At 73.1% G+C, this 21,334-nt stretch carries 14 protein-coding genes; 9 read left to right on the plus strand and 5 right to left on the minus strand.

Annotated features, from left to right (window positions below):
• Nucleotides 1-53 precede the first annotated feature (53 nt).
• Together CLT71_RS02590 and CLT71_RS02595 are read left to right on the plus strand one after the other, a co-directional pair.
• The gene (locus tag CLT71_RS02590) at nucleotides 54-1,049 is read left to right on the plus strand and encodes a ribonucleotide-diphosphate reductase subunit beta (RefSeq protein ID WP_101371079.1); all 996 of its coding nucleotides are present in this window, start codon (nucleotides 54-56) and stop codon (nucleotides 1,047-1,049) included.
• An 88-nt stretch (nucleotides 1,050-1,137) separates the two neighbouring features.
• Nucleotides 1,138-1,638: a cytochrome P450 gene (locus CLT71_RS02595; protein WP_486483003.1), complete on the plus strand. Its 501-nt coding sequence runs from the start codon at nucleotides 1,138-1,140 to the stop codon at nucleotides 1,636-1,638.
• 111 nt (nucleotides 1,639-1,749) lie between these two features.
• Here CLT71_RS02595 and CLT71_RS02600 read toward each other — a convergent pair whose 3' ends face one another.
• From CLT71_RS02600 to CLT71_RS02610, 3 genes are read right to left on the minus strand one after another with little or no spacing between them, the layout of a single operon-like run.
• Nucleotides 1,750-4,182 carry an ABC transporter permease gene (locus tag CLT71_RS02600; RefSeq protein ID WP_101365675.1) on the minus strand — a complete coding sequence of 811 codons (2,433 nt, stop codon included), beginning with the start codon at nucleotides 4,180-4,182 and terminating at the stop codon, nucleotides 1,750-1,752.
• Entirely contained in the window at nucleotides 4,183-4,920 is a 738-nt protein-coding gene (locus CLT71_RS02605; protein ID WP_101365676.1) for an ABC transporter ATP-binding protein, read from the minus strand.
• On the minus strand, nucleotides 4,917-5,471 hold the full coding sequence (locus CLT71_RS02610) for a PadR family transcriptional regulator (protein ID WP_199187486.1): 555 nt from the start codon (nucleotides 5,469-5,471) through the stop codon (nucleotides 4,917-4,919). Before CLT71_RS02610 ends, CLT71_RS02605 begins: the two co-directional genes overlap by 4 nt.
• Nucleotides 5,472-5,776: 305 nt before the next feature.
• On the opposite strand from CLT71_RS02610, the gene CLT71_RS02615 reads away from it, so the two are divergent.
• The 7 genes from CLT71_RS02615 (at nucleotide 5,777) to CLT71_RS02645 (ending at nucleotide 17,209) form a co-directional block, all read left to right on the plus strand.
• A complete protein-coding gene (locus tag CLT71_RS02615; RefSeq protein WP_101365678.1) occupies nucleotides 5,777-6,889 on the plus strand; it encodes a glycerophosphodiester phosphodiesterase in 1,113 nt (370 codons plus the stop codon).
• 161 nt (nucleotides 6,890-7,050) lie between these two features.
• Complete coding sequence (locus tag CLT71_RS02620; protein WP_101365679.1) at nucleotides 7,051-8,250, plus strand: low temperature requirement protein A; 1,200 nt, start codon at nucleotides 7,051-7,053, stop codon at nucleotides 8,248-8,250.
• Between the two features lie 129 nt (nucleotides 8,251-8,379).
• Nucleotides 8,380-9,777, plus strand: coding sequence for an acyl-CoA synthetase (locus CLT71_RS02625; RefSeq protein WP_101365680.1), 1,398 nt, complete (start codon nucleotides 8,380-8,382; stop codon nucleotides 9,775-9,777).
• 292 nt (nucleotides 9,778-10,069) lie between these two features.
• Nucleotides 10,070-11,374, plus strand: coding sequence for a radical SAM protein (locus tag CLT71_RS02630; RefSeq protein WP_101365681.1), 1,305 nt, complete (start codon nucleotides 10,070-10,072; stop codon nucleotides 11,372-11,374).
• A 246-nt stretch (nucleotides 11,375-11,620) separates the two neighbouring features.
• Nucleotides 11,621-14,842 (plus strand): BTAD domain-containing putative transcriptional regulator, encoded by a 3,222-nt coding sequence (locus tag CLT71_RS02635; RefSeq protein ID WP_143743343.1) that lies wholly within the window; start codon nucleotides 11,621-11,623, stop codon nucleotides 14,840-14,842.
• Nucleotides 14,843-14,964: 122 nt separating this feature from the next.
• Nucleotides 14,965-16,644, plus strand: a complete 1,680-nt coding sequence (locus tag CLT71_RS02640) for a hypothetical protein (RefSeq protein ID WP_101365683.1) — start codon at nucleotides 14,965-14,967, stop codon at nucleotides 16,642-16,644.
• Between the two features lie 13 nt (nucleotides 16,645-16,657).
• Complete coding sequence (locus CLT71_RS02645; RefSeq protein ID WP_101365684.1) at nucleotides 16,658-17,209, plus strand: hypothetical protein; 552 nt, start codon at nucleotides 16,658-16,660, stop codon at nucleotides 17,207-17,209.
• Between the two features lie 27 nt (nucleotides 17,210-17,236).
• On the opposite strand, the gene CLT71_RS02650 is transcribed toward CLT71_RS02645, so the two are convergent.
• Both CLT71_RS02650 and CLT71_RS02655 read right to left on the minus strand, forming a co-directional pair.
• Complete coding sequence (locus CLT71_RS02650) at nucleotides 17,237-18,781, minus strand: serine/threonine-protein kinase (RefSeq protein WP_486483004.1); 1,545 nt, start codon at nucleotides 18,779-18,781, stop codon at nucleotides 17,237-17,239.
• A 186-nt stretch (nucleotides 18,782-18,967) separates the two neighbouring features.
• Nucleotides 18,968-21,253 (minus strand): APC family permease, encoded by a 2,286-nt coding sequence (locus CLT71_RS02655; protein ID WP_101365686.1) that lies wholly within the window; start codon nucleotides 21,251-21,253, stop codon nucleotides 18,968-18,970.
• Nucleotides 21,254-21,334: the final 81 nt, after the last annotated feature.

Below are 21,334 nucleotides of genomic sequence, written 5' to 3' on the forward strand. Positions count from 1 at the left end.
CCGCCGTGAGCGGCCGGCGCACCGCCGACCGATCCACAATCGACGAGGTACCCATGCTGCTCGACCCCGGAATGGACCTGACCCTGCGCCCGATGCGCTACCCGCACTTCTTCGACCGGTTCCGCGACGCGATCCGGAACACCTGGACGGTCGAGGAGGTCGACCTGCACGCCGACCTGGCCGACCTGGACCGGCTCTCACCGGCCGAGCGGCACCTGGTCAGCCGACTGGTCGCGTTCTTCGCCACCGGCGACACGATCGTGGCCAACAACCTGGTGCTCAACCTCTATCAGCACGTCAACTCGCCGGAGGGCCGGCTCTATCTCTCCCGCCAACTCTTCGAGGAGGCGGTACACGTGCAGTTCTATCTCAACCTGCTCGACACGTACGTGCCGGACGACGAGGAGCGGTTCGCCGCCTTCGCCGCGATCGAGAACATCCCGTCGATCCGCCGCAAGGCCGAGTTCTGCTTCCGGTGGATCGACTCGGTGTTCGAGCTGCGTGAGCTGAGGACCCGGGCCGACCGGCGGGCGTTCCTGCTCAACCTGATCTGCTTCGCCGCCTGCATCGAGGGGCTGTTCTTTTACGGGGCGTTCGCGTACGTCTACTTCCTCCGGTCCCGTGGGCTGCTGCACGGGCTGGCCTCCGGTACCAACTGGGTGTTCCGGGACGAGTCGATGCACATGGCGTTCGCCTTCGACGTCGTCGACACCGTACGTCGGGAGGAGCCGGAGCTCTTCGACGACGAACTGCGCGACCAGGTCCGCCAGATGCTCGCCGAGGCGGTCGAGTGCGAGGTGCAGTTCGCCGAGGACCTGCTCGAACACGGCGTCTCCGGGCTCTCCCTCGCCGACATGCGGGAGTATCTCCAGTACGTCGCGGACCGCCGGCTGGCCCAGCTCGACATCGCCCCGCGGTACGGGTCGACGAACCCGTTCGCCTTCATGGAGTTGCAGGACGTGCAGGAGCTGTCCAACTTCTTCGAACGGCGGGTCTCGGCGTACCAGGTCGGGGTGACCGGCACGGTCAGGTTCGACGACGACTTCTGATCCGCCGGGTACGCGCGCGGCGTGCCCTGCCCGCACGCCGCGCGTACCTCCGGCTCGCGAGGACGAGCTGACCTCGCTCGCCTTCCTCGTGCTCTTCGCCGGCTACGAGAACTCGGTACACGTGATCGGCACCTCGCTGCTCGCCCTGTTGCGCAACCCCGAGCAGTTGGCGCTGGCGCGTACCGGTGCCGAGCCGTCGCCGGCCGCCGTCGAGGAACTGCTTCGCTACGAACCACCGTCCACTGTCGCGTTGCGCCGCTTCGCGGTCAGCGACCTCACGATCGGCGGGGTTCCCATTCCGGCCGGAGCCACGGTGCTGCTCTGCGTCGCGGCCGCGAACCGGGATCCGGAGCGGTTCGCCGATCCGGACGCGCTCGACCTGGAACGGCCGGACAACGCGCACCTGACGCTCGGATACGGCATCCACTACTGCGTGGGTGCGCCGCTGGCCCGGCTGGAGGCGCAGATCGCGATCGGGGCGGTACTGCGCCGGTTCCCGAAGCTCGCCCTGGCGGTCGACCCGGCCGAGCTGACCTGGCGGCCGTCGTTCCGGACCCGGGGACTCGGCAGCCTGCCGGTCACCTTCTGACGGCGCCCACCGGCCGGGCCCGCCGCCAGCTCGACCATGCCGCTGCGCGAGCCAGCGCATCGAGCGGCCGGCGGCACGGCGGAACGGGAGCGGAGTTGCTCGGTGGCCGGGTCACTCGTAGCGGACAAGTTCGGCGGCTCCGGCTCGGGCCACCCGGGCGGCGGCCAGGACACCGGCGAGCGCGCCGGCCAGCATGGTCACCGGCACGATCGACGCGAGCAGCACGGCGGAGGGTGGTTCGGCGAGACCGGGACCGGCGCCGATGCCGACCATCACCCGGTCGGTGAGCAGCCGGAACACCAGCAGGCCGATCGGGAGACCGGCGAGCGCGGCGGCGAGGCCGAGCGCGGCACCGCCGGTCGCGGACTGCGCGACGGTCTGCCGGACGGTGAACCCGACCGTGCGGAGCACGCCGAGGGTCCGGGCCCGCTCCCGGGCGCCGGTCAGCAGCGCCGCGGCGAGGTTGGCGAGGCTGATCAGCAGGACGAGTACGGCCAGCAGGCGCATGGCCACGGTGAACGTACCCAGGTCACCGGGGTCGGAGGACCGGGCGTGCACGGTGACGCCGGGGCCGAGCCGGTCCCGCAGCGCGGCGGCCAGCGCCTCCGGCGTACCGGTCGGGGCGGCCGAGACCAGGTACGCGTCAGGTGCCACCCCCGGCAGCATCTCGGCCCGGTACATCAGCAGTTGCCCGGTGTCCTCGGTCTCGCTGTACCAGCCCACGATCGTCAACCGCAGCGCGGTGTCCCCGGCCCTGATCTCGATCGTGTCACCGATCTGGAGCCCGAACCGGTGCAGCAGGCCGTACCCGGCGATCGCCTCCCCGGGCGCCCGCAACGGCCGGCCCTCCCGGACAAGGAAGCGCGCGTCGGCAGGGTCCCCGCCGATCGCACGGGACAGGAACGTCTCGTCGCCGAACGTGCTGCGCCGGTCGACCTGGCTGTACCAGCCGGCCGCACCGGGCGTACCGGCGAGGGCGGTGGTGACGTTGGCCGGATCGGTGCCGCTCGCCACGACGACGGCGTCGTACGGGTCACCGCTGCGGGCCGGCTCGCTGATCATCCGGTCCACGGTGGCGGCGAAGCCGACCCCGACCACCACCGCAGCCACGGCGACCGCCAGGGCGGCAACGGTCAGCGCCGAGCGCCCGGGACGGCTGAGTACGGCGCCGAGCCCGTACCGGTAGGCGGGGCCGAGCCGGAGCCGGTCGAGCATCCGGGTGACCCGGGCCGGGGCGGCACCACGCGGTGGGGCGTCGCGGAGTACGCCGGAGACGGGTTGCCGGACCGCCCGCCAGGCCGGCAGTACGGTGGCCGCGGCGAGCACCGTGCCGACCAGCAGAGCGGAGCCGGGCAGCGACAGTGGGGTCAACCGCAGACCCGGCCGGCCGAGTGCACCGCCGAGGTTGATCTGGAGGAACGGGGCGAGCAGAGTGCCGGCCACCCATCCGGCGAGTACGCCCACCGCGCCGAGCAGCAGCGCCTCGGTGACCAGTCCGGTGACCACCTGCCGACTGGTGTAGCCGACCGACTGGAGTAGCGCGATCTCCCGCCGCCGGGCGAGTAGCCGGGCGGCGGCGGTACCGGCGACCACGAAGGCGGCGGTGAGCAGGACGAAGATGCCGAAGCCGGCCAGCGAGGCGCCGAAGATCCGGTCTCGGACGAGGATGTCGTCCCTGGTGTCCGGCCAGGGTTGGACTCCCTGCACACCGGCCCGGATGGCGATCCTCGCGGCCACCGCGTCGGCCTGGTCGGCGTCGACCAGCCGGGCGACCAGCAGCGCTCTCGACCCGCCCACTCCCGCTCGACCCTCCCCGGACGGCGGCACCGCCGACCCACCGGTGTCCGACGATCCAGGGCCGGCGGTCGGCGGTGCAGGAGTGTCGGTCGGCGTTGCAGGAGTGTTGGTCGGCGGTGCAGGAGTGTCGGTCGGCGGTGTAGGAGTGTCGGCCGGCGGTGTCGGGGCGAGTGCGGCCAGGGTGGCGGGATCGACGAAGAGCCGGATCGGGTCGCAGTCCGGATAGAAGCAGTCGGTCAGGTCGACCGCGGTGCCGACCACGGTCAGCGTCGCGGGCCGGCCGCCGACGGTCAGCCGGATCCGGTCACCGGTGCCGATGCCGGCCTCGGTCGCGGCCGCCTGGTCGAAGACCACCTCCCCGGCCACGCCGGTCGCGGGCCATTCGCCGGTACGCAGCAGCGGCCGACCCGTCGGATAGCTGTCGTCGACGAGAGCCGTGATCCGGGCGTCGACGGATTCCCGGCCGAGGTCGACCGCCGCGCCGAGGTACGGGCTCACCGGGGAGGTGGCCGCGAACGCGGGATCCCGGCGTACCTCCTCCAGCACTTCGGGGGTGCCGTAGACGACCAGGTCCGGACGGCCGGCGTCGCGGTAGATCCGGTCCAGCTCCGCGCCGCCCTGCCCCTGCACCGACAGCCCCGCGACCACGCCGGTGGTGGCCAGCGCGGCGACCAGCACGGTGGCGATCGCGGTGGCCCGGTTGCCGCCCCGCAGCCCCGAGCGGGCGAGCCGGAGGATGGCGGACACTCAACCCTCCAGGTTGATCAGGTTGCCGAACGCCGGCCGGTCGGCCGGACCGGTCAGGTCCCGCTCGTCGACGATCCGCCCGTCGAGCATCGTCACCACCCGGTCGGCGGCGGCGGCGACCCGGTGGTCGTGGGTGACCAGCACGATGCTCTGGCCCTCCTCGTGCCGGCGGCGCAGCAGGTGGAGCACGGTTTCGGCGGCGGCCGAGTCCAGCGCTCCGGTCGGCTCGTCGGCCAGCAGCACGTCGGGGCGGTGCACCACGGCACGGGCCAGGGCCACCCGCTGCTGTTGGCCGCCGGACAGCTCGGCCGGTACGGCGTCGGCGGTCTCGGCCACGTCCAACTCGTCGAGGACCTCCAGTGCCCGGCGGCGGGCGTCGCGCCGCCCGACGCCCTGGAGCACCAGCGGCAGTTCCACGTTGCCGGCGACAGTCATCGTCGGCACCAGGTTGAGGAACTGGAAGACGAAGCCGACGTGCCGGCGCCGCAGCAGGGCCCGCCCGCTCTCCGAACGGGTGTCCAGCCGCCGGCCGGCCAGCCAGACCTCGCCCCGGTCGGGGCGGTCGAGCCCGCCGAGCAGGTGCAGCAGGGTGGACTTGCCACAGCCACTCGGCCCGGTCACCGCGACCCAGTCGCCGGCCGCCACCTCGATCGAGACGTCCCGCAGGGCGGCGAGGTCCCGTACGCCGCCGTGGTAGGTGCGTACCAGGCCTCGGGCGTGCAGCAGTGGCTCGGTCATCGCCGTCCCCCCTCGGAGAAGGTCTTGAACTCGATCTGCGCCAGTTGCTGCTGGCACGCCTCCAGCCAGCGCAACTCGGCCTGCAGGTGCAGCGCGGTCGCCTGCACCAGCAGGCCGCTGACGCTCCCGGCGGCGGTGCGGGCCGCCTGCTGGTCGAGCGTGCGGAGCGCCTCGAGGCAGCGTTGCCGGTGGTCGGTGATGACGGTCCGGGGATCCACGTCGGGCAGGAGTGGCGCGGCGAGCCGGGCGGCGACCACCCGGAGCAGCACGTCCGGCTTGACCAGCGGGGGATCGGATCCGGCGGAGAGCCACTCGTGCAGCGCCGCCGTGCCGGGCTCGGTGAGCCGGTAGACCTTACGGTCCCGCCGGTCGCCGCCGGACTCGGCGGTGTGTGCGACCAGCCCGTCCCGCTCCAACCGACCGAGGGTCACGTAGATCTGACCGATGTTGACCTCGCCGCCCGCGTCGGCGAAGAGCTCGTCGTAGCGACGACGTAGCTCGTAGCCGTGGGCCGGGCCGGCGGCGAGCAGCCCGAGCACAAGGTGTTTCATTCACCGACCTCCGATGCCTGACCGCCGAGCTTAACGGTTAGGTATGGACGGTCAAGGGCACCGGTCGGCGCGGCACGGTTCGTCGCCGGAGTGGACGGTCGGCGATAATTCCGGCGACTCGGCGTACGCGGCGGAAGGGGGCCGGATGACGGAGGCGGGTGCCGGGGGTCGCCACCCCGGAGGTTCACCGTCCGGACAGCCGTCGAACGACTGCCGGTCGCCAGGAGCGGGTTGGATTCCAGGTCGACGCAGGAGCGGAGCCGCGCCCGGCGGCACGGCCCCGCCTCGACCGACGGGAGACGACTTTGGCACGTACCCTCTCCACGCTCGGCCTGGCCGGCGCGCTGCTGGCGACCGCGATGGCGGTACCGGCCAGCCAGGCCGCCGCGCACGACGACCGGTCCAGGCCGGTGGCCGGTGACCGCCCGCTGGTGATCGCACATCGCGGCGCCAGCGGCTACCGTCCGGAGCACACCCTGGAGGCGTACCGGCTGGCGATCCGGATGGGCGCCGACTTCATCGAGCCCGACCTGGTCTCCACCCGGGACGGAGTGCTGGTGGCCCGGCACGAGAACGAGATTTCCGGAACGACCGACGTCGCCGCCCGCCCCGAGTTTGCCGCCCGGAAGACCACCAGGAGCATCGACGGTACGGCGGTGACCGGCTGGTTCACCGAGGACTTCACGCTGGCCGAGCTGAGGACGCTGCGGGCCAGGGAGCGACTGCCGCTGGTGCGGGTGACGAACACCGCCTTCGACGGCCGGTCGCCGGTGCCGACCCTCCAGGAGGTCATCGACCTGGCCCGCGGTGAGAGCCGCCGGCTGGGCCGGACCATCGGGGTCTACCCGGAGACCAAGCACCCCAGCTACTTCCGGTCGATCGGGCTGCCGCTGGAGGAGCCGCTGGTCCGGGTACTGGAGCAGAACGGCATGACCGGCAAGAGGGATCCGGTGATCATCCAGTCCTTCGAGACCGCCAACCTGCGCGCGTTGAACAGCATGACCGACGTACGGCTGGTGCAGTTGCTGGACGCGACCGGCCGGCCGTACGACTTCACGCTGGCCGGTGACCCGCGCACGTACGCCGACCTGGTCGAGCCGGCCAACCTGCGCTGGATCGACGGTTACGCCGACGGGCTGGGCGTGCACAAGAACCTGCTGGTGCCCCGGGACGCGGCCGGCAAGCTGCTCGCCCCGACCACCCTGGTCCGGGACGCGCACCGGGTCGGCCTGGTGGTGCACGCCTGGACGTTCCGGGCGGAGAACCAGTTCCTGCCGGCCGACTTCCGGATCGGCGCCGACCCGAACGCCCGGGGCGACATCATCGCCGAGTACGAACTCTTCTACGGCCTCGGCCTGGACGGCGTGTTCAGTGACCACCCGGACACCGCCGTGGCGGCCCGGGCCGGTTCGGCCTGACCGCTGGCTCCGGACACCGTCCAGCTCGCGGCCGGGCGGCCGGCCCGCACCTTACCCGGCGGTCGCCCGCCGATCGGCAGTGCCGAGGTTATGCCGATTTGGCGGGCGGCTGTCGTGGTATGACAGCCGGGTGACAGGGCAGATCGGGACAAGGCGGATCATTGGCGGCCGATGACCGGGTCGGCCACCTCGGCGACTCCAGGAGCCAGGGACGCGCGACCTTCCTGGAACTCTTCCTCGACCTGGTGTACGTCTTCGCGCTCACCCGGCTCTCCCAGCGGCTGACCGACGACTTCACCGTCAGCCGCCGGACCCTCCTCTCCGAGCTCGGCCAGACCTTCCTGGTCCTGCTCGCCCTCTGGCAGGTCTGGTTGTTCACCGCCTGGGCGACCAGTCGGTTCGACCCGCGCCGGATCGAGATCCAGCTCGTGGTCATCGGGTCGATGTTCGGCGCCATGATCATGGCAGTGTCGCTGCCGCAGGCCTTCGGTGAGCGTGGCGTGATCTTCGCCAGCACCTTCGTGGCGATTCACGTCGGCCGCTCGCTCTTCCTGGTGCTGGCCCTGCGCGGGCATCCCCGGCAACCGGCGTCGATCCGGATCCTGTTCTGGTCGGCGATCTCCTCGGTGGGCTGGATCGCCGGTGCGCTCAGCGGCGGCACCGGGCGCGGGATCTGCTGGACCGCCGCGGTGGTACTGGAGTTCCTCGGTGCCGCCCTACGCTGGCCGACGCCGGGGCTCGGCCGGACCGACGCCGGGAACTGGGGCATCGCCCCGGCGCACATCGCCGAGCGGTACCAGCAGGTGCTGCTGATCGCCCTCGGCGAGGCGATCCTGGTCAGCGGCTTCGTGCTCAGTGCGGTCGGCTTCGCGGTCGAACGGACGGCGACGTTCATCGCGACCTTCGTCACCACCGTGCTCTTCTGGCGCATCTACTTCTACCAGCCCGAGACGCGGTTGACCGACGCCTTCGACAACAGCCGCGACCAGGTCCGGTTCAGCAGGTCCGCCGGATACACCCATCTGGTGATGGTCTGCGGGATCGTCAGCAGCGCGGTCGGCTACGGCCTGTTGATCAACGACCCGTACGCCGAACAGGACCCGGCCTGGGTCGCGATCATCTTCGGCGGTCCCGTGCTCTTCCTGCTCGGTCGGGCCTGGTGCGAGTGGGAGGTGCAACGGCGGGTCGTGGTCACCCGCTGGTCCGGGCTGCTCGTCTTCGGTCTGCTCACCCCGGTCGCCCTGGTGCTGCCGCTGCTGGCCGTGCCGTTCCTGGCCACCGCCGTGCTGGCCGGGATCGTGGTCGTCGACGCGCTGCGCGACCGGGAGCAGTTCGCGATCGAGCCGAACCCCCCGATCTGACCGAACCTCCGATCTGCCCGACCCTCCGACCTGCCCGACCCCCCGATCTGAGCCGCCGGGCATTCGGCGCCTCGGTGCGTCCGGGAGCAACTGGCAGGATCGTCGGCAACCGACCGACGGGAGGGACAGATGCTGCTGCCGGCGCTGGGTGGGGTGCTGCCGGACCGTCCGGACGCGGTCCGGGTCGACGGCGAGCCGGCCTCGTGGGAGGAACTCCGCGACGCCGCAGCCAGGGTCGCCGGCCGGCTGGTGGGGGCGCCGGCCGTCGCCGTGCACGCGACCGCGTCGCTGGACGGCGTCGTCGGGGTGCTCGGCGGGCTGATGGCCGGGGTACCCGTGGTTCCGGTGCCGGCCGACGCCGGGCCGGTGGAACTGGCGCACATCCTCACCGACTCCGGGGCCGCGCTGCTGCTCGCGCAGACCCCGCCGCCGTACCCGGTGCCGGTGCCGGTCGAGCCGGTCCGCACGGCGGGACACGCGTCCCCCGGCGACCTCCCCGAACCACCGGGTACGGCGACCGCGCTGATCCTCTACACCAGCGGCACCACCGGGGCACCCAAGGGCGTCCTGCTGAGCCGGGACGCGATCGCGCACGACCTGGACGCCCTGGCGCAGGCGTGGGCGTGGACCCCGGACGACGTCCTGGTGCACGGGCTGCCGCTGTACCACGTACACGGGCTGGTTCTCGGGGTGCTGGGGGCGCTGCGGGTCGGCTGCCGGCTCGCGCACACCGGCCGACCCCACCCCGACCGGTACGCGGCGGCCGGCGGGTCGCTGCTGTTCGGGGTACCGACGGTCTGGTCGCGGATCGTGGACGACGCGGGGGCGGCCCGGGCACTGGCCGGAGCACGGCTGCTGGTCTCCGGAAGCGCGCCGCTGCCGGAGCCGGTCTTCACCCGGCTCGCCGGGTTGACCGGGCACCGGCCGATCGAGCGGTACGGCATGACCGAGACCCTGATCACGGTCAGCACCCGGGTCGACGGCGAACGCCGGCCCGGACACGTCGGGCTGCCGCTGCCCGGCGTGCGGACCCGGCTGGTCGACGACGCAGGTGAGGTGCTGCCGGCCGACGGGGAGAGCATCGGGGAACTCCAGGTCCGTGGCCCGACCCTCTTCGCCGGCTACCTCGGCCTGCCGGAGGTGACCGCTGCCTCGTACGCCCCGGGCGGCTGGTTCCGCACCGGTGACGTGGCGACGGTCGGGCCGGACGGGCAGCACCGGATCGTCGGCCGGGCCAGCATCGACCTGATCAAGAGCGGGGGCTTCCGGATCGGTGCCGGTGAGGTGGAGAACATGCTGCTGCGCCATCCCGGCGTCCGGGAGGCGGCGGTGGTCGGCGCCCCGCACCCGGATCTCGGCCAGGAGGTGGTGGCCTACGTCGTCGGCGACGGCGTGACCGCCCAGGCGCTGATCGACTTCGTCGCCACCGGGCTGTCCCGGCACAAGCGGCCCCGCCGGGTGCACCTGGTGGACGCGCTGCCCCGCAACGCGATGGGCAAGGTGCAGAAGCGGCAGTTGCCGGGCTGACCGGCCGGGTGGCCCCGTTCCGCCGATCCGCCCGGACGATGCTGAGCAGCCGCTCCCGGCCGACCTGGTTCCCAGCCTCGGCCGATCTACCCGGATCCGGGCCCGCCGGGGCCGGGTCGGCCGGCTGCCGCGCCGATCTTGATCCACCCGTCGGGGCCGGACCGGGCGCGGGTAGCGTGGTCGGGGGCACACCGCCGAGGAGGCGGTCGCCGGCCAGCCGGCGCGGGGTGCCATGGTGACGACAGGCTCGTCGGGAGATCCGACGGCGTCGTAACGGACCGGAGGAGCGCGCGTGCAGACCCGCACTGATCTCGTCGAGGACCTGATGGGGCGCTTCCCGCACATCCCGCGTGAGGCGATCCTCAAGGAGGACCTGCTGCGCGGCGGCATGGCGTTCGACGACTCGGCGCTCACCGACAACGAGAACGGCGAGGTCAAGCCGAAGTCGTACTTCATCTTCTCGTTCGACCACCGGACCCTGCCCGAGCTGGGTACGGCGGCACTGCGCCGGCCACCGGAGGAGATCGTCCTCACCGGCGGCCCGTACGAGCTGCGCCGGACCGTGGTCTCGGTGCGGGTCAACCCGGACTCGCCGTACCGGGTCAGGGACGGCGGGGACGGGGTGCTCCGGCTCTACCTCGACGACCGGCCGATCGCCGACGTCGGGTTGCCGCCGATGCCCGAGTACTACCGGCACACCCTCTCCGGCGGCAAGTCGGTGATGGAGGTCGCCCCGACCATCCAGTGGGGTTACCTGATCTACCTAACCGTCTTCCGGGTCTGCCAGTACTTCGGCGCCAAGGAGGAGTGCCAGTACTGCGACATCAACCACAACTGGCGCCAGCACAAGGCGGCCGGCCGGCCGTACACCGGGGTCAAGCCGGTGGACGAGGTGCTGGAGGCGATGGAGATCATCGACCGGCACGACACCCTCGGCGCCTCGAAGGCGTACACCCTGACCGGGGGAAGCGTCACCTCCAAGGTCGACGGGCTGGCTGAGGCCGACTTCTACGGCCGGTACGCCAAGGCGATCGAGGAGCGTTTCCCGGGCCGGTGGATCGGCAAGGTCGTCGCCCAGGCCCTGCCGAAGGCGGACGTGCAGCGGTTCCACGACTACGGGATCCGGATCTACCACCCGAACTACGAGGTCTGGGACAAGCGGCTCTTCGAGCTGTACTGCCCCGGCAAGGAGCGGTACGTCGGCCGTGAGGAGTGGCACCGCCGGATCCTCGACTCCGCCGAGATCTTCGGCCCGCGCAACGTCATCCCGAACTTCGTGGCCGGGATCGAGATGGCCGAGCCGTTCGGCTTCACCACCGTCGACGAGGCGATCGAGTCGACCACCGAGGGGTTGCAGTTCTTCATGTCCCGGGGCATCACCCCCCGGTTCACCACCTGGTGCCCGGAGCCGACCACCCCGCTCGGCCGGACCAACCCGCATGGCGCGCCGCTGGAATACCACATCCGGCTGCTGGAGGCGTACCGGGCGACGATGGAGGCGAACGGCCTGACCAGTCCGCCCGGCTACGGCCCGCCCGGGGCCGGCAACGCGGTCTTCTCGGTCAGCTCCTTCATGGACACCCTGCCGCCGAACTGACGCAGGCCGGGCGACCAGGCGCCATCCACCCGGTCGCCCGCTGCCAGCGGCGTCGCCCGGTCCAGCGCGGCGCCACCGTACCTTGCCGGATTGTTGGATCATGTCAGGCGAGGCGGTCCGCGAGGTGGAGGGAGCCGGCATGGCGCAGCCGGATGGCGAGGCGGCAGACCTGAGCCGGGACGACCTCGTGCCGTGATCACCGGTGGGGGACGGGCTTCGGCCGGCGGCGGAGGCTCCGACCGGGCCGTGCCGCCCAGGCCGAGACTGGTCCGGCGCCTCGACCGGCTGGCCGTCCGCCGGTTCGTGACCGTCGTCGCCGGCCCGGAGACCGGCAAGACGACGCTGCTGCGGGAGTGGGCGAGCCGACGACCGACGGCCTGGCACGGCCTGCTGCCGGCCGACCGCGATCCGCGACACCTGTTCGGCGCCATCGGCACGGCGCTTCGGCGGGTCGGCGTCGAGGTGCCGTCGACGGCGCCGCAGGACGTGGCCGGGGTGCCGGACGCTGCGGGACTGCCGGAGGCGGCGCGCGTGCCGGACGATGCCGGACTGCCGGAGGCGGCGCGCGTGCCGGACGCTGCGGTGGGCCCCGACGTGGCCGGAGTGCCGGACGATCCGACCGGGCTCGGCGGGCTGCTCGTCGAGGCGTTGACCACCGCCGCCACCGGCCCGGCTGGCCGGGTCGTCCGGCTGGTCCTCGACGACGTGCACCTGCTCGACGCCGGGCCGGCCGCCACCCTGCTGGAGACGCTGGCCGCCGGACTGCCCGCCGGCACGGTACTGGTGATCGCCGGACGTGACCCGGTGCCGTTCCCGGTCGACTCCCTGCGGTCCGCCGGCCGGCTGGGCGAGATCGGAGCGGCCGACCTCGCGCTCACCCAGGCCGAGGTACGCCGACTGCTGGCCCCGGCGGGCCCGGCCGCCGCGGACCCGGCGATCCGGCGCGCCGCGCTGGACTGTGCCGCCTGGCCGGGTGTGGTCAGCTCGATCGTCAGCCTCGCCGCCGGCACGGATCCGCCCTGGGCCGGCGGAGACGGCGCACCGGTCCGGCCCGGCCGGTCGGGCCGGCCGCGAGTCGACGTGTGGTCGACCCTCGACGAGGCCGACCTCGCCGCGCTCTGGGTGCTGGCGGCGCTGTGCCGGACCGGTCCGGCGGCACGGTACCGGCACCTGCTGGCGTACGACCGGGTGGTGCGCCAACTGGCCGATCGGCTCGGTACCGGTGACCCCGCCCCGCTCCGGGCGGCCCGGCTGGTCCTCGGTGGACCCGCCGGAACAGCCGACGCCGACCTGGTGCTCGCCGAGTCGGCGGTACGCGACGGGCAGCACGACGAGGCGTTGCGTTACCTGGCGGCGGTACCCGCCGACCTGCCCCTGCCGGCGGCACTGGCCTGGCAACTCGGCGGACTGCTGCACCGGCGTGGCGAGTTCGACGACGCGGAGGCGCTGCTCGAACGCGCCGCACCGGGTGAGGCGACTCCGGCGGGGCTGGCGGACCAGGCGCAGGTCGTGGCGGGGCGGGCGGCGGTGCGTTGGGCCCGGGGCGACCGGACCCGGACCAGGGAACTCGCCGACGAGGCGGTCCGGCTGGCCGAGCAGAGCCGGGACGACGCGGCGATCGCGGCGGCGTACGTCGCCCGGGCGCTGGCCGCGTTCAGCGCGGGTGACCGGGCCGGCAACGAGCACGCGTATGCCCGGGCGCTGGCCGCGGCCGTCCGGGCCGGTGACCTGGTCCAGCAGTTGCGGATCCACTGCAACGTCGGCTCACGGCTCGTCGAGGAGGGCCGGTACCGGGCGGCGACCGAGGAACTCGGCGCGGCGATCCGGCTCGGCGAGCGGACCGGGCAGCGGCTGCTGCTGGCACTGGCCCTGCACAACCGCGCCGAGGCGTGGCTGGGACTCGGCGAACTGCCCCGGGCCCGGACCGACTCCGACGCGGCGCTCAGCCTCTGGCAGCGTGACGGCTCACCGCTGGCCGCGTTCGGGCTGCTGCTGACCGCCCGGGTGCACCGGGTCTGCGGCTCGACCAGCCAGGCGGTGGCCGCCTACCAGGCGGCGCTGACGATGGCGGAACCCGACGGCAACGCCCAGGTGCTGATGGAGGCGTGCGCCGGCCTGGCCCGTACCCGGTACGCCGACGATCCGGCCCTGGCCGCCGAGTACGCCAGCCGCGCCCTGGCGATGCCGAGCGCCAACGGTCCGACCGTGGCCGAACTCGCCGCCGGCTGGGTGGCCCTCTGCTCCGGGCAGGTCGAGGCGGCCCGCCGGCACGCCGCGCGGGCCCGGGCGGAGGCGGGGCTCCGGCGTGACCCGGCCGGGCTGGCCGAGGCGATCGAACTCGCCGCGCTCGCAGGACTCGGCAGCGGGGTGGACCCGGCCGGTGACGTCAGCGGCCCGGTCGCCGGCCGGACCTCGGGCCGCCCGGCGTCCCGACCGGGGTCGACGGCGCCGGCGGTGGCGCTGGCCGAGGCGGCGCAGATCTGGGCCGACGGCGGCAACGAGGTCGCGCTGGCCACCAACGCGCTGCTGCGGGCGCGACTCGGGGCGGACCGGCCGGCCGAGGAGGTCGCCTGCCAGCGGCTGCACCGGTTGGGCGTACGCGAGGGTGCCTGGCACGTCGCCGGAGCGCTGGCGGCGATCGGGCCGGCGCCGGTGCCCGAGGTCGAGGTGCAGACCCTGGGGCACTTCGTGGTACGGCTGGCCGGGGTGCCGGTACCGGCGGCGGCCTGGCAGTCCCGCAGGGCACGGGAACTGGTGAAGGTGTTGGCCGGTCAGCTCGGCCGTCCGTTGGGTCGGGAGACCGTGGCTGCCGTGCTCTGGCCGGAGACCCCCTCGGAGGTGGCCCTGCGCCGGTTGTCGGTGCTCGTCTCGACCGTCCGCGCCGTGCTGGACCCGGAGCGGCGACATCCGGCCGACAGATATCTGCACACCGATCCGGCGACGGTGCGGATCAACCCGGAACGGGTCTCGGTGGACGCGGTGCGGTTTCACGACGCCGCCCGCTCGGCGATCGCGGCGGACGGGGCGAGCCCGGCGCAGCGGCGTACCGGGCCCGACGGCGTGACGCAGGTGCCGGACGAGGCGGGTGGCGTGGAGATACTGGGCCGGCTGGAGGCGGTCGTCGGGATGTACACCGGGGACTTCTGCGACGACGGCGAGGTGACCGGGGACTGGGTGGGCCGTCCGCGTACCGCCCTGGCCGAGCTGCACCGCGAACTGGTTCGCCGGTTGGCCCGCCGGTGCCTGCGTAACGGCCGGCCGGAGGCGGCGGTCGGCTGGTACCTGCGACTGACCGCCGAGGACCGCTACGACGAATCGGCACACCTGGGACTGGTCGCCGCGCTGTCGGCGACCGGGCGGCACGGCGAGGCGGCGCGCCGCTACCAGGACTATCTGGACCGGATGCGGGAGATCGAGGTGGAGCCGGCGGCGTTTCCCGGTGCCACCACCGGGGCCGCCGGCCCCTGAACGATTCCTGAACCGCCTCCGAACATCGCCGCCCATCATGGAGCCCGGACGGCGCGGCGCCGGCCGGCGGGGTCGCCGGTGGCAGCCCGCCCGACGCGGCGGGTCGAGGGCGGAGGCGGCGGATGCGCGGTTGGCGGCGGTGGTGTGGCTCGCTGCTGGTGGTGCCCGCCCTGGTGGTCGGGATGGCGGCGTGCGGGCTCCGCCCCGGCGGCGACGGCGCCCCGTCTGGCGGGACCGCCGCGAGCGAGGCCGGCCGCACCTACGGTTACGGCCCGAGCCGGGACAGGTCGATCAGGTACCAGCCGGACGTGGTGCTCGTCGAGGGTGGGCCGGACGTGATCCGGTCGGCCAGTGCGGACGGCACCACCTGGGTGATCGACGCGGACGCGCCGGGCGCCGACGACCTCGAACCGGGCCGGATCATGTACGCCACCAGCCGGGCGGTCGGTCGGGTGGTGCAGGCGCGGCGCACCGGGGACGAACTCGCCGTCACCGTGTCTCCGGTGACCCTGACCGAGGTGTTCCGGGACGCGCACTTCCGCACCGAGCGGCGGTTGGACGAGGCTGGCCTGGCGTACCAGGAGGTGCCGGGGTTGCCCGGGGCGGTGAGCGTGCCGACCGGGACGCGGTCGCCGAAGGACGCGAGCACCCCGATCGTCTTCGGTGGCACCGACGGCGACTGGCCCGGGGCGGCGACGATGCCGGCCGTCCAGACGATGCCGGCCGTGCAGGCGATGCCGGCCGTCCAGACGGTGCCAGCCGTCCAGACCGTACCGGCGGTGCAGGCGATGCCGGCGGTGCAGAGCGCGTCGGCGGTGCAGAGCATGCCGGTCAGGCAGAGCGTGCCGGCTGCACCGGTCGGGCCGGCTCTGCCGGCGGGGGCGCAGGACGATGACGGCACCATGGTGCTGGCGATGCCGCCGGTCCGGCTCGCCCCGGCCGGCGGTGGCCGGTTGCCGCCGGCTCGGGAGCGGAACTTCGCGGTCAGCGTCGGAAGCTGGGAGGCACAGCCGTACCGGACACCGGGCAAGCTCGGCCTGAAGGTCGGGTACGCGGCGGGCGAGAGCCTCAAGGTCTACATCGACTTCGCGATGAACGTTGCCGACCTGCGGGTTCGGGCCGACGTGCCGATCTCGAACGGGCGGGTCGGCAGCAGCACCTTCGCGGTCGACGGCATCCAGAGCATCTCGGTCGACATCTCGGCCGGGGCGGCGAACGGCGCGGACGACAACAAGAAGGTCCGGGTCGAGGTACCGGTCGAGATCAACATTGCGATACCGGGTGAGCCGCTGGTCTTCAGCAACACCTGGAAGTTCATCGTCGCCACCGGACTGAGCGGCCGGAACACCACTGTCACGGCGGGCGGGGAGTGGGCGTTCAAGGGTGTCCTCGGCGTGGTCAGCGGTACGTTGCAGAAGCCGAGCCTCTCGACGGTGCGCAGCATCATGGACTCGATCACCGGCATCTCGATCGGCCCCAGCGGGCTCGCCTTCGCGGTGGAGACGAAGATCCAGTTCGGCCTCGGCATCCCGGCCGCGTTCGCCGGCCCGTACGCCAAGCTCGTGGTCGACATCGGCGTCACCAACGGCTCGGCGTTGGGTGCCCCGCTGGCCCGTTGCGTGTCGGCGAGCCTGAACGCCAAGGTCGGCGGCGGATTCGGGATCACCGTCTCCTCGGTGGCGCTGAACGCGCTGCAGAAGCTGCTGCCGACGAAGCTGAAGTTCGAACTGGAGAGCGAGCAGCTCTGGCCGATCCACCGGGCCGCCCAGACCCTGCCGAACGTCCCGCTCTGTGTGGGCTGAGAGGAACCCCCTGATGATCGTCCGTAGCCGCCCGGTACTGGTGACCCTGACCGCGTTCGCGCTCGCCCTCACCACCGGGTGCATCCGGTTCGGCGGGGACCAGCCGGCCGCCCCGCAGGGTGCCCCGCCGGCAGCCACCGGTGCCGACCCGGTGACCGAGCCGACCTCGGCGGAACCCCCGGCCGAACCACCGGCGGCCGGGCCGGCGGACGCGTGTGCCCTGGTCACCAAGGCGGAGGCCGAGAAGCTCGCCGGTACGCCGCTGGAGGACGCTGTACCGGTCCGCGACACGTGCACCTACACCGGACCGGTCACCGGCCCGACCGCGCAGGTGGAGGTCTACGTCGGGGACGGGGCGAAGAAGTTCCTCGACATCGAACGCGAACTGGGACACGAGATCTGGCAGCTGTCCGGGGTCGGCGACGAGGCGTACGCCGAGGACGGCGCGGTCTTCCTGAACAAGGGTGGCCAGTGGGTCGCGGTCAGGCTGGTACTGCTCAACGACCCGAAGGAGAGCCGTAAGCCGTTGGAGGAGGTGGCCCGTACCGTCGCCAGCCGGTTGTGAGCCTGGCCGGCGGGGTGTCCCGACCCGTCACTCCGAGGTGTTGGCGGTCGACGGCACTCCGTCGATGCAGGTGATTGTCATCCGCACGCTGCGGTTGCCGTGCCGGAACCTGACCATCGTGACCGACGCGGGTCCCGGCTCGACCTCGTCCGTCCGGTAGGGGCGGTTCGGCGTCCACGACAGCAGCCAGGCGCCGCCGCCGGTGCAGGTCGCCTGCACGGAGCCACCCTCCGAGGTCAGCGTCCTCCCGTCCGGCGTCGAGGTCGACGGCGATGGCGGATCCGGCGTCGACGGCGGCGGTTCGCCCGGTCCGGTCGGTGTCTCGCCGAGCGGGTCACCGGGAACCGGCACCCCGCCCGGCTGTCCGCCGGGGGGAAACCCGGTCACCGGACCGGGTACGGGGCTCGGCGAAGTTCCCGGGGCGCCGACGAGTGGCGTCAGCGCTCCGGGGCCCGGCGGTGGGGTGCCGGACCCGCCGCCGGTGCTCCCCGTCGGGCCGGTCTCCACGGTCGGCCGGTTGCTGGGACCGGGCTGCGCCACGCCGCTGCGCCCGTCCACTCCCGAGCCGAGCGGATCGGCGAGCCAGAGCAGCAGCACTGTGACGGCGACCGCCGCCGCGCCGGTGGCCAGCACTCCGGCGCGGAACTGGGCGCCCCGGCCACCGGAGGCGCGCGGAACCAGCACGGTCGAGGGTTCCCCGTCAACCGCGGCCGGGGCCAGCGAGTGCGCGAGTTCGTCGTCGACGATCCGTACCCCGGCGGCCCGGGCGAGCACCTCGGCGACCTCGCGGGCCACCGGACGCCGCTCCGGATCCTTGTCCAGGCAGCGTTCCAACAGCTCGACGACCTTCGCCGGTACGTCGGGCAGCGGTGGCAGCGGCGCCGGTTCGACGTACACGTGGGCCCGCAGCATCTGGGTCGCGGTCTCCGCGCTCCACGGCGGGCGTCCCGCCAGCAGGCGGTAGAGCAGAACTCCCACGCCGTACACGTCCGAGGCGGGCACGACGGCGTCCCCGCTGATCCGTTCCGGGGCGAGATATCCGGGAGTGCCGAGCAGTTCGTCACCCCACTCGTCCGCGTCGCCGGTGCCGACCGCGGCGGCGATGCCGAAGTCGACGACCTTGGCCCCGGACGGGGTCACCATCACGTTGCCGGGCTTGATGTCCCGGTGCACCAGGCCACGGTCGTGCGCGGCGGCGAGCGCCGCTGCCACCTCGGCACAGATCCGGAAGACGGCCTTCGCCGGCAGCGGCCCGGCCGCGAGGCGCTGCTCCAGGGTGCCGCCCTCGACGAGTTCCATCACCACGTACGGGACGCAGGTCAGGCCGGTGACCGACTCGCCGAAGTCGTACACCTGGGCGATGTTGGGGTGCGACAGCGCCGCCGCCGCCCGCGCCTCGTGCCGGATCCGGCGTCTCGACACCGGGTCCCGGGCGTGCGGGCCGGCCAGCAGCTTGATCGCGACCGGACGACCGAGGACCTCGTCACGGGCCCGCCAGACCACCGCCATGCCGCCCCGGCCGAGCTGGTCTTCGAGCCGGTAGCGGCCGCCGAGTACCTGCTGCGCCTCCACGGTGACAGTTTGGCCTGCGCGCCTCACACCCACCCGGCCCACACGCCGGTCCATGGTGATGAATATCCTCGATCGGGCAGCAACCCGACCGAACGGTCGAGGGCGGGACCGGGCGGTGGTCGGCGGAGCGGATGCGATCATCCGAGCGGCGTGCCGGCGATACCCCCCGGCGCGACGTCCCGGAGGCTATTCGGGCAGGTGGACGGGGACGCTGGTGACCACCACCCCGGGTACGTCCCGCAGCGCGCGACGCAGCCGCAACTCGGTACGGGTGTGCAGCAGTTGGTGCCACAGGTGCCGGACGACGATCTCCGGTACCACCACGGTCAGGGTGACCTCCGGACGGACCGAGTGCAGCGCCTCGACGTACTGGGCCAGCGGCGCGATCACGGTCCGGTACGGCGAGATGATCGTCTCCAGCCGCAGGTGATCGCCCCAGGTCTCCCACTGCCGACGGAACCGGTCGGCCTCGCCCTGCTCGGGACTGAGGTGCACCGCGAAGGCCGGTTGACCGAGCGAGGCCGCGTACGCCAGCGCCCGCAGCGCCGCCAGGTTCAGCCGCGCCACCGGTACGACCACCAGGTGCCGTACCTCGCCCGGGGTCAGGTCGACCCGCAGGTCGCCCGGCCCGGTCGTCTCGGCCACCTCGTTGGGCCGGGGAACCTGTTCCGCCGCGCCGACCCGCCCGTCCCCGATCCCGCCGTCGGGTCGACCGGCCCGATCGGGGCCGGTGTCGGTGCCGGCGGCGGTGTTCGGCAGGGTCAGCGCCTGCCGCATCGCGTCGTAGTGCCACCGGATGTGCAGGCAGAGCAGCACCAGCAGTGGTACGGCGACCACCACCACCCAGGCGCCCTCGACGAACTTGGTGATCGCGGCGGTGACCAGGACCAGGGCGCAGAGCACCGCGCCTGTCGCGTTCAGCGCAGCCCGCCAGTGCCAGCCCGGTTCCCGGCGTCGGCGCCAGTGCACCACCATGCCGCTCTGCGAGAGGGTGAAGGCCAGGAAGACCCCGACGGCGTAGAGCGGGATCAACGACTGGGTGTAGCCGCCGAACGCCACGAATATCAGGGCTGCTGCCACGGCCAGCGCGATGATCCCGTTGCTGAACGCGAGCCGGTCGCCCATGTGCAGGAACTGTCGGGGGGCGTAGCTGTCCCGGGCCATGAAGAAGAGCAGCCGGGGAAAGTCGTTGAACGCGGTGTTCGCGGCCAGCAGCAGGACCAGGGTGGTGGCGGCCTGGATCAGCGCGTACCACGGCCCGGTGCGGAACGTCTCGCGGGCGAGTTGGGAGAGCAGTGTCTCGTCTGCCCGGGGGACCAGCCCGTTGAAGTGGAACAGGAGGGTCAGCCCGACGAAGAGCACCACCAGGATCCCGACCATCCAGGTCAGGGTGGTCCGCGCCTGGCGCCACTCGACCGGCCGGAACGCCGGCACCGCGTCGGCGACCGCCTCGATTCCGGTCATCGAGGAGGCGCCGGAGGCGAAGGCCCGGAGCACCACCAGCAGGCCGAGCCCTTCCACCGCGCCGACCGGTGGCGGCGGGACCGGTTCGAAGCCCCGGCCCGCCGCCCGGGCCACCCCGACGACGAAGAGGAGTCCGATGGCGGCGATGAAGAGGTACGTCGGCGCGGCGAAGATCCTCCCGGCCGCCCGTACCCCGCGCAGGTTGCCGGCGAGCAGCCCGGCGATCACCAGCAGCCCGAACGGGACCGTGAACGGGGCGAGTCCGGGCAGCGCCGAGGTGATCGCCTGCACCCCGGCCGCCACCGAGACCGAGACGGTCAGCACGTAGTCGAGGATCAGTCCGGCCGCGGCGGCGAGACCGAACCGGGGACCGAGGCTGTCGGAGGCGACCAGGTAGGAGCCGGCGCCGTGCGGGTAGGCGTAGACCGTCTGCCGGTACGAGGTGCCGACCGTGATCATCAGTATCACCAGTGCGGCGGCGATCGGCAGGGAGAGTCCGAGCGCGCCACTGCCGGCGAGTACCAGGATGGCGAGCATCGCCTCCGGCCCGTACGCCACCGAGGAGAGCAGGTCGGAGGAGAGCACCGGAAGCGCGATCAGCTTCCGCATCCGTTCCTGGAGCACCGCCGTGCTGGCCAGCGGCGGTCCGACCAGGGTGCGTCGGAGCGCGGTACTGAGCCGGCCGAACCGGGTGTCCGGGGTGCTCGCCGAACCGGTCGCGGTCAGTTGTCCCCGTCGCTCGGTCCGGAACATCTCGATCCGGCCGAGTCGGTGGAAGCGACCAGGCGTCGGCGTGTGCCGGTACTGCTCCAGGTTCGGATCGAGCGGCAGTACCGCGTCCCGGGGCGGGCGGCCACGCAGGTCCGCCCGCCACCGCTGGCCGACCTCGTGCAGGGCGGCCAGTTCGGTCTCGTTCAGCGGCGGGAACTCGGCCGACGGGCTGAACGTGATCGTCTGTTGCTCCGGCGGTGACCCGCTGTTCCCGTTCCGCTCGTGCCGCCCCACCATGCTCCGCCTCGTCCTACCCGCCTCCGCCTCGCACTGTCACCGATCCGGCTGGCCCGCGGCACGGGAATGGCGATACTCGGC

Source organism: Plantactinospora sp. CNZ320, assembly GCF_002846275.1.

What these genes read in the sequence shown, in the direction of transcription:
- CLT71_RS02645 (WP_101365684.1), top strand. Translation starts at nt 16,658, where the DNA reads ATGATCGTCCGTAGCCGCCCGGTACTGGTGACCCTGACCGCGTTCGCG.
- CLT71_RS02605 (WP_101365676.1), bottom strand. Translation starts at nt 4,920, where the DNA reads ATGACCGAGCCACTGCTGCACGCCCGAGGCCTGGTACGCACCTACCAC.
- CLT71_RS02640 (WP_101365683.1), top strand. Translation starts at nt 14,965, where the DNA reads ATGCGCGGTTGGCGGCGGTGGTGTGGCTCGCTGCTGGTGGTGCCCGCC.
- CLT71_RS02655 (WP_101365686.1), bottom strand. Translation starts at nt 21,253, where the DNA reads ATGGTGGGGCGGCACGAGCGGAACGGGAACAGCGGGTCACCGCCGGAG.
- CLT71_RS02625 (WP_101365680.1), top strand. Translation starts at nt 8,380, where the DNA reads ATGCTGCTGCCGGCGCTGGGTGGGGTGCTGCCGGACCGTCCGGACGCG.
- CLT71_RS02610 (WP_199187486.1), bottom strand. Translation starts at nt 5,471, where the DNA reads ATGAAACACCTTGTGCTCGGGCTGCTCGCCGCCGGCCCGGCCCACGGC.
- CLT71_RS02590 (WP_101371079.1), top strand. Translation starts at nt 54, where the DNA reads ATGCTGCTCGACCCCGGAATGGACCTGACCCTGCGCCCGATGCGCTAC.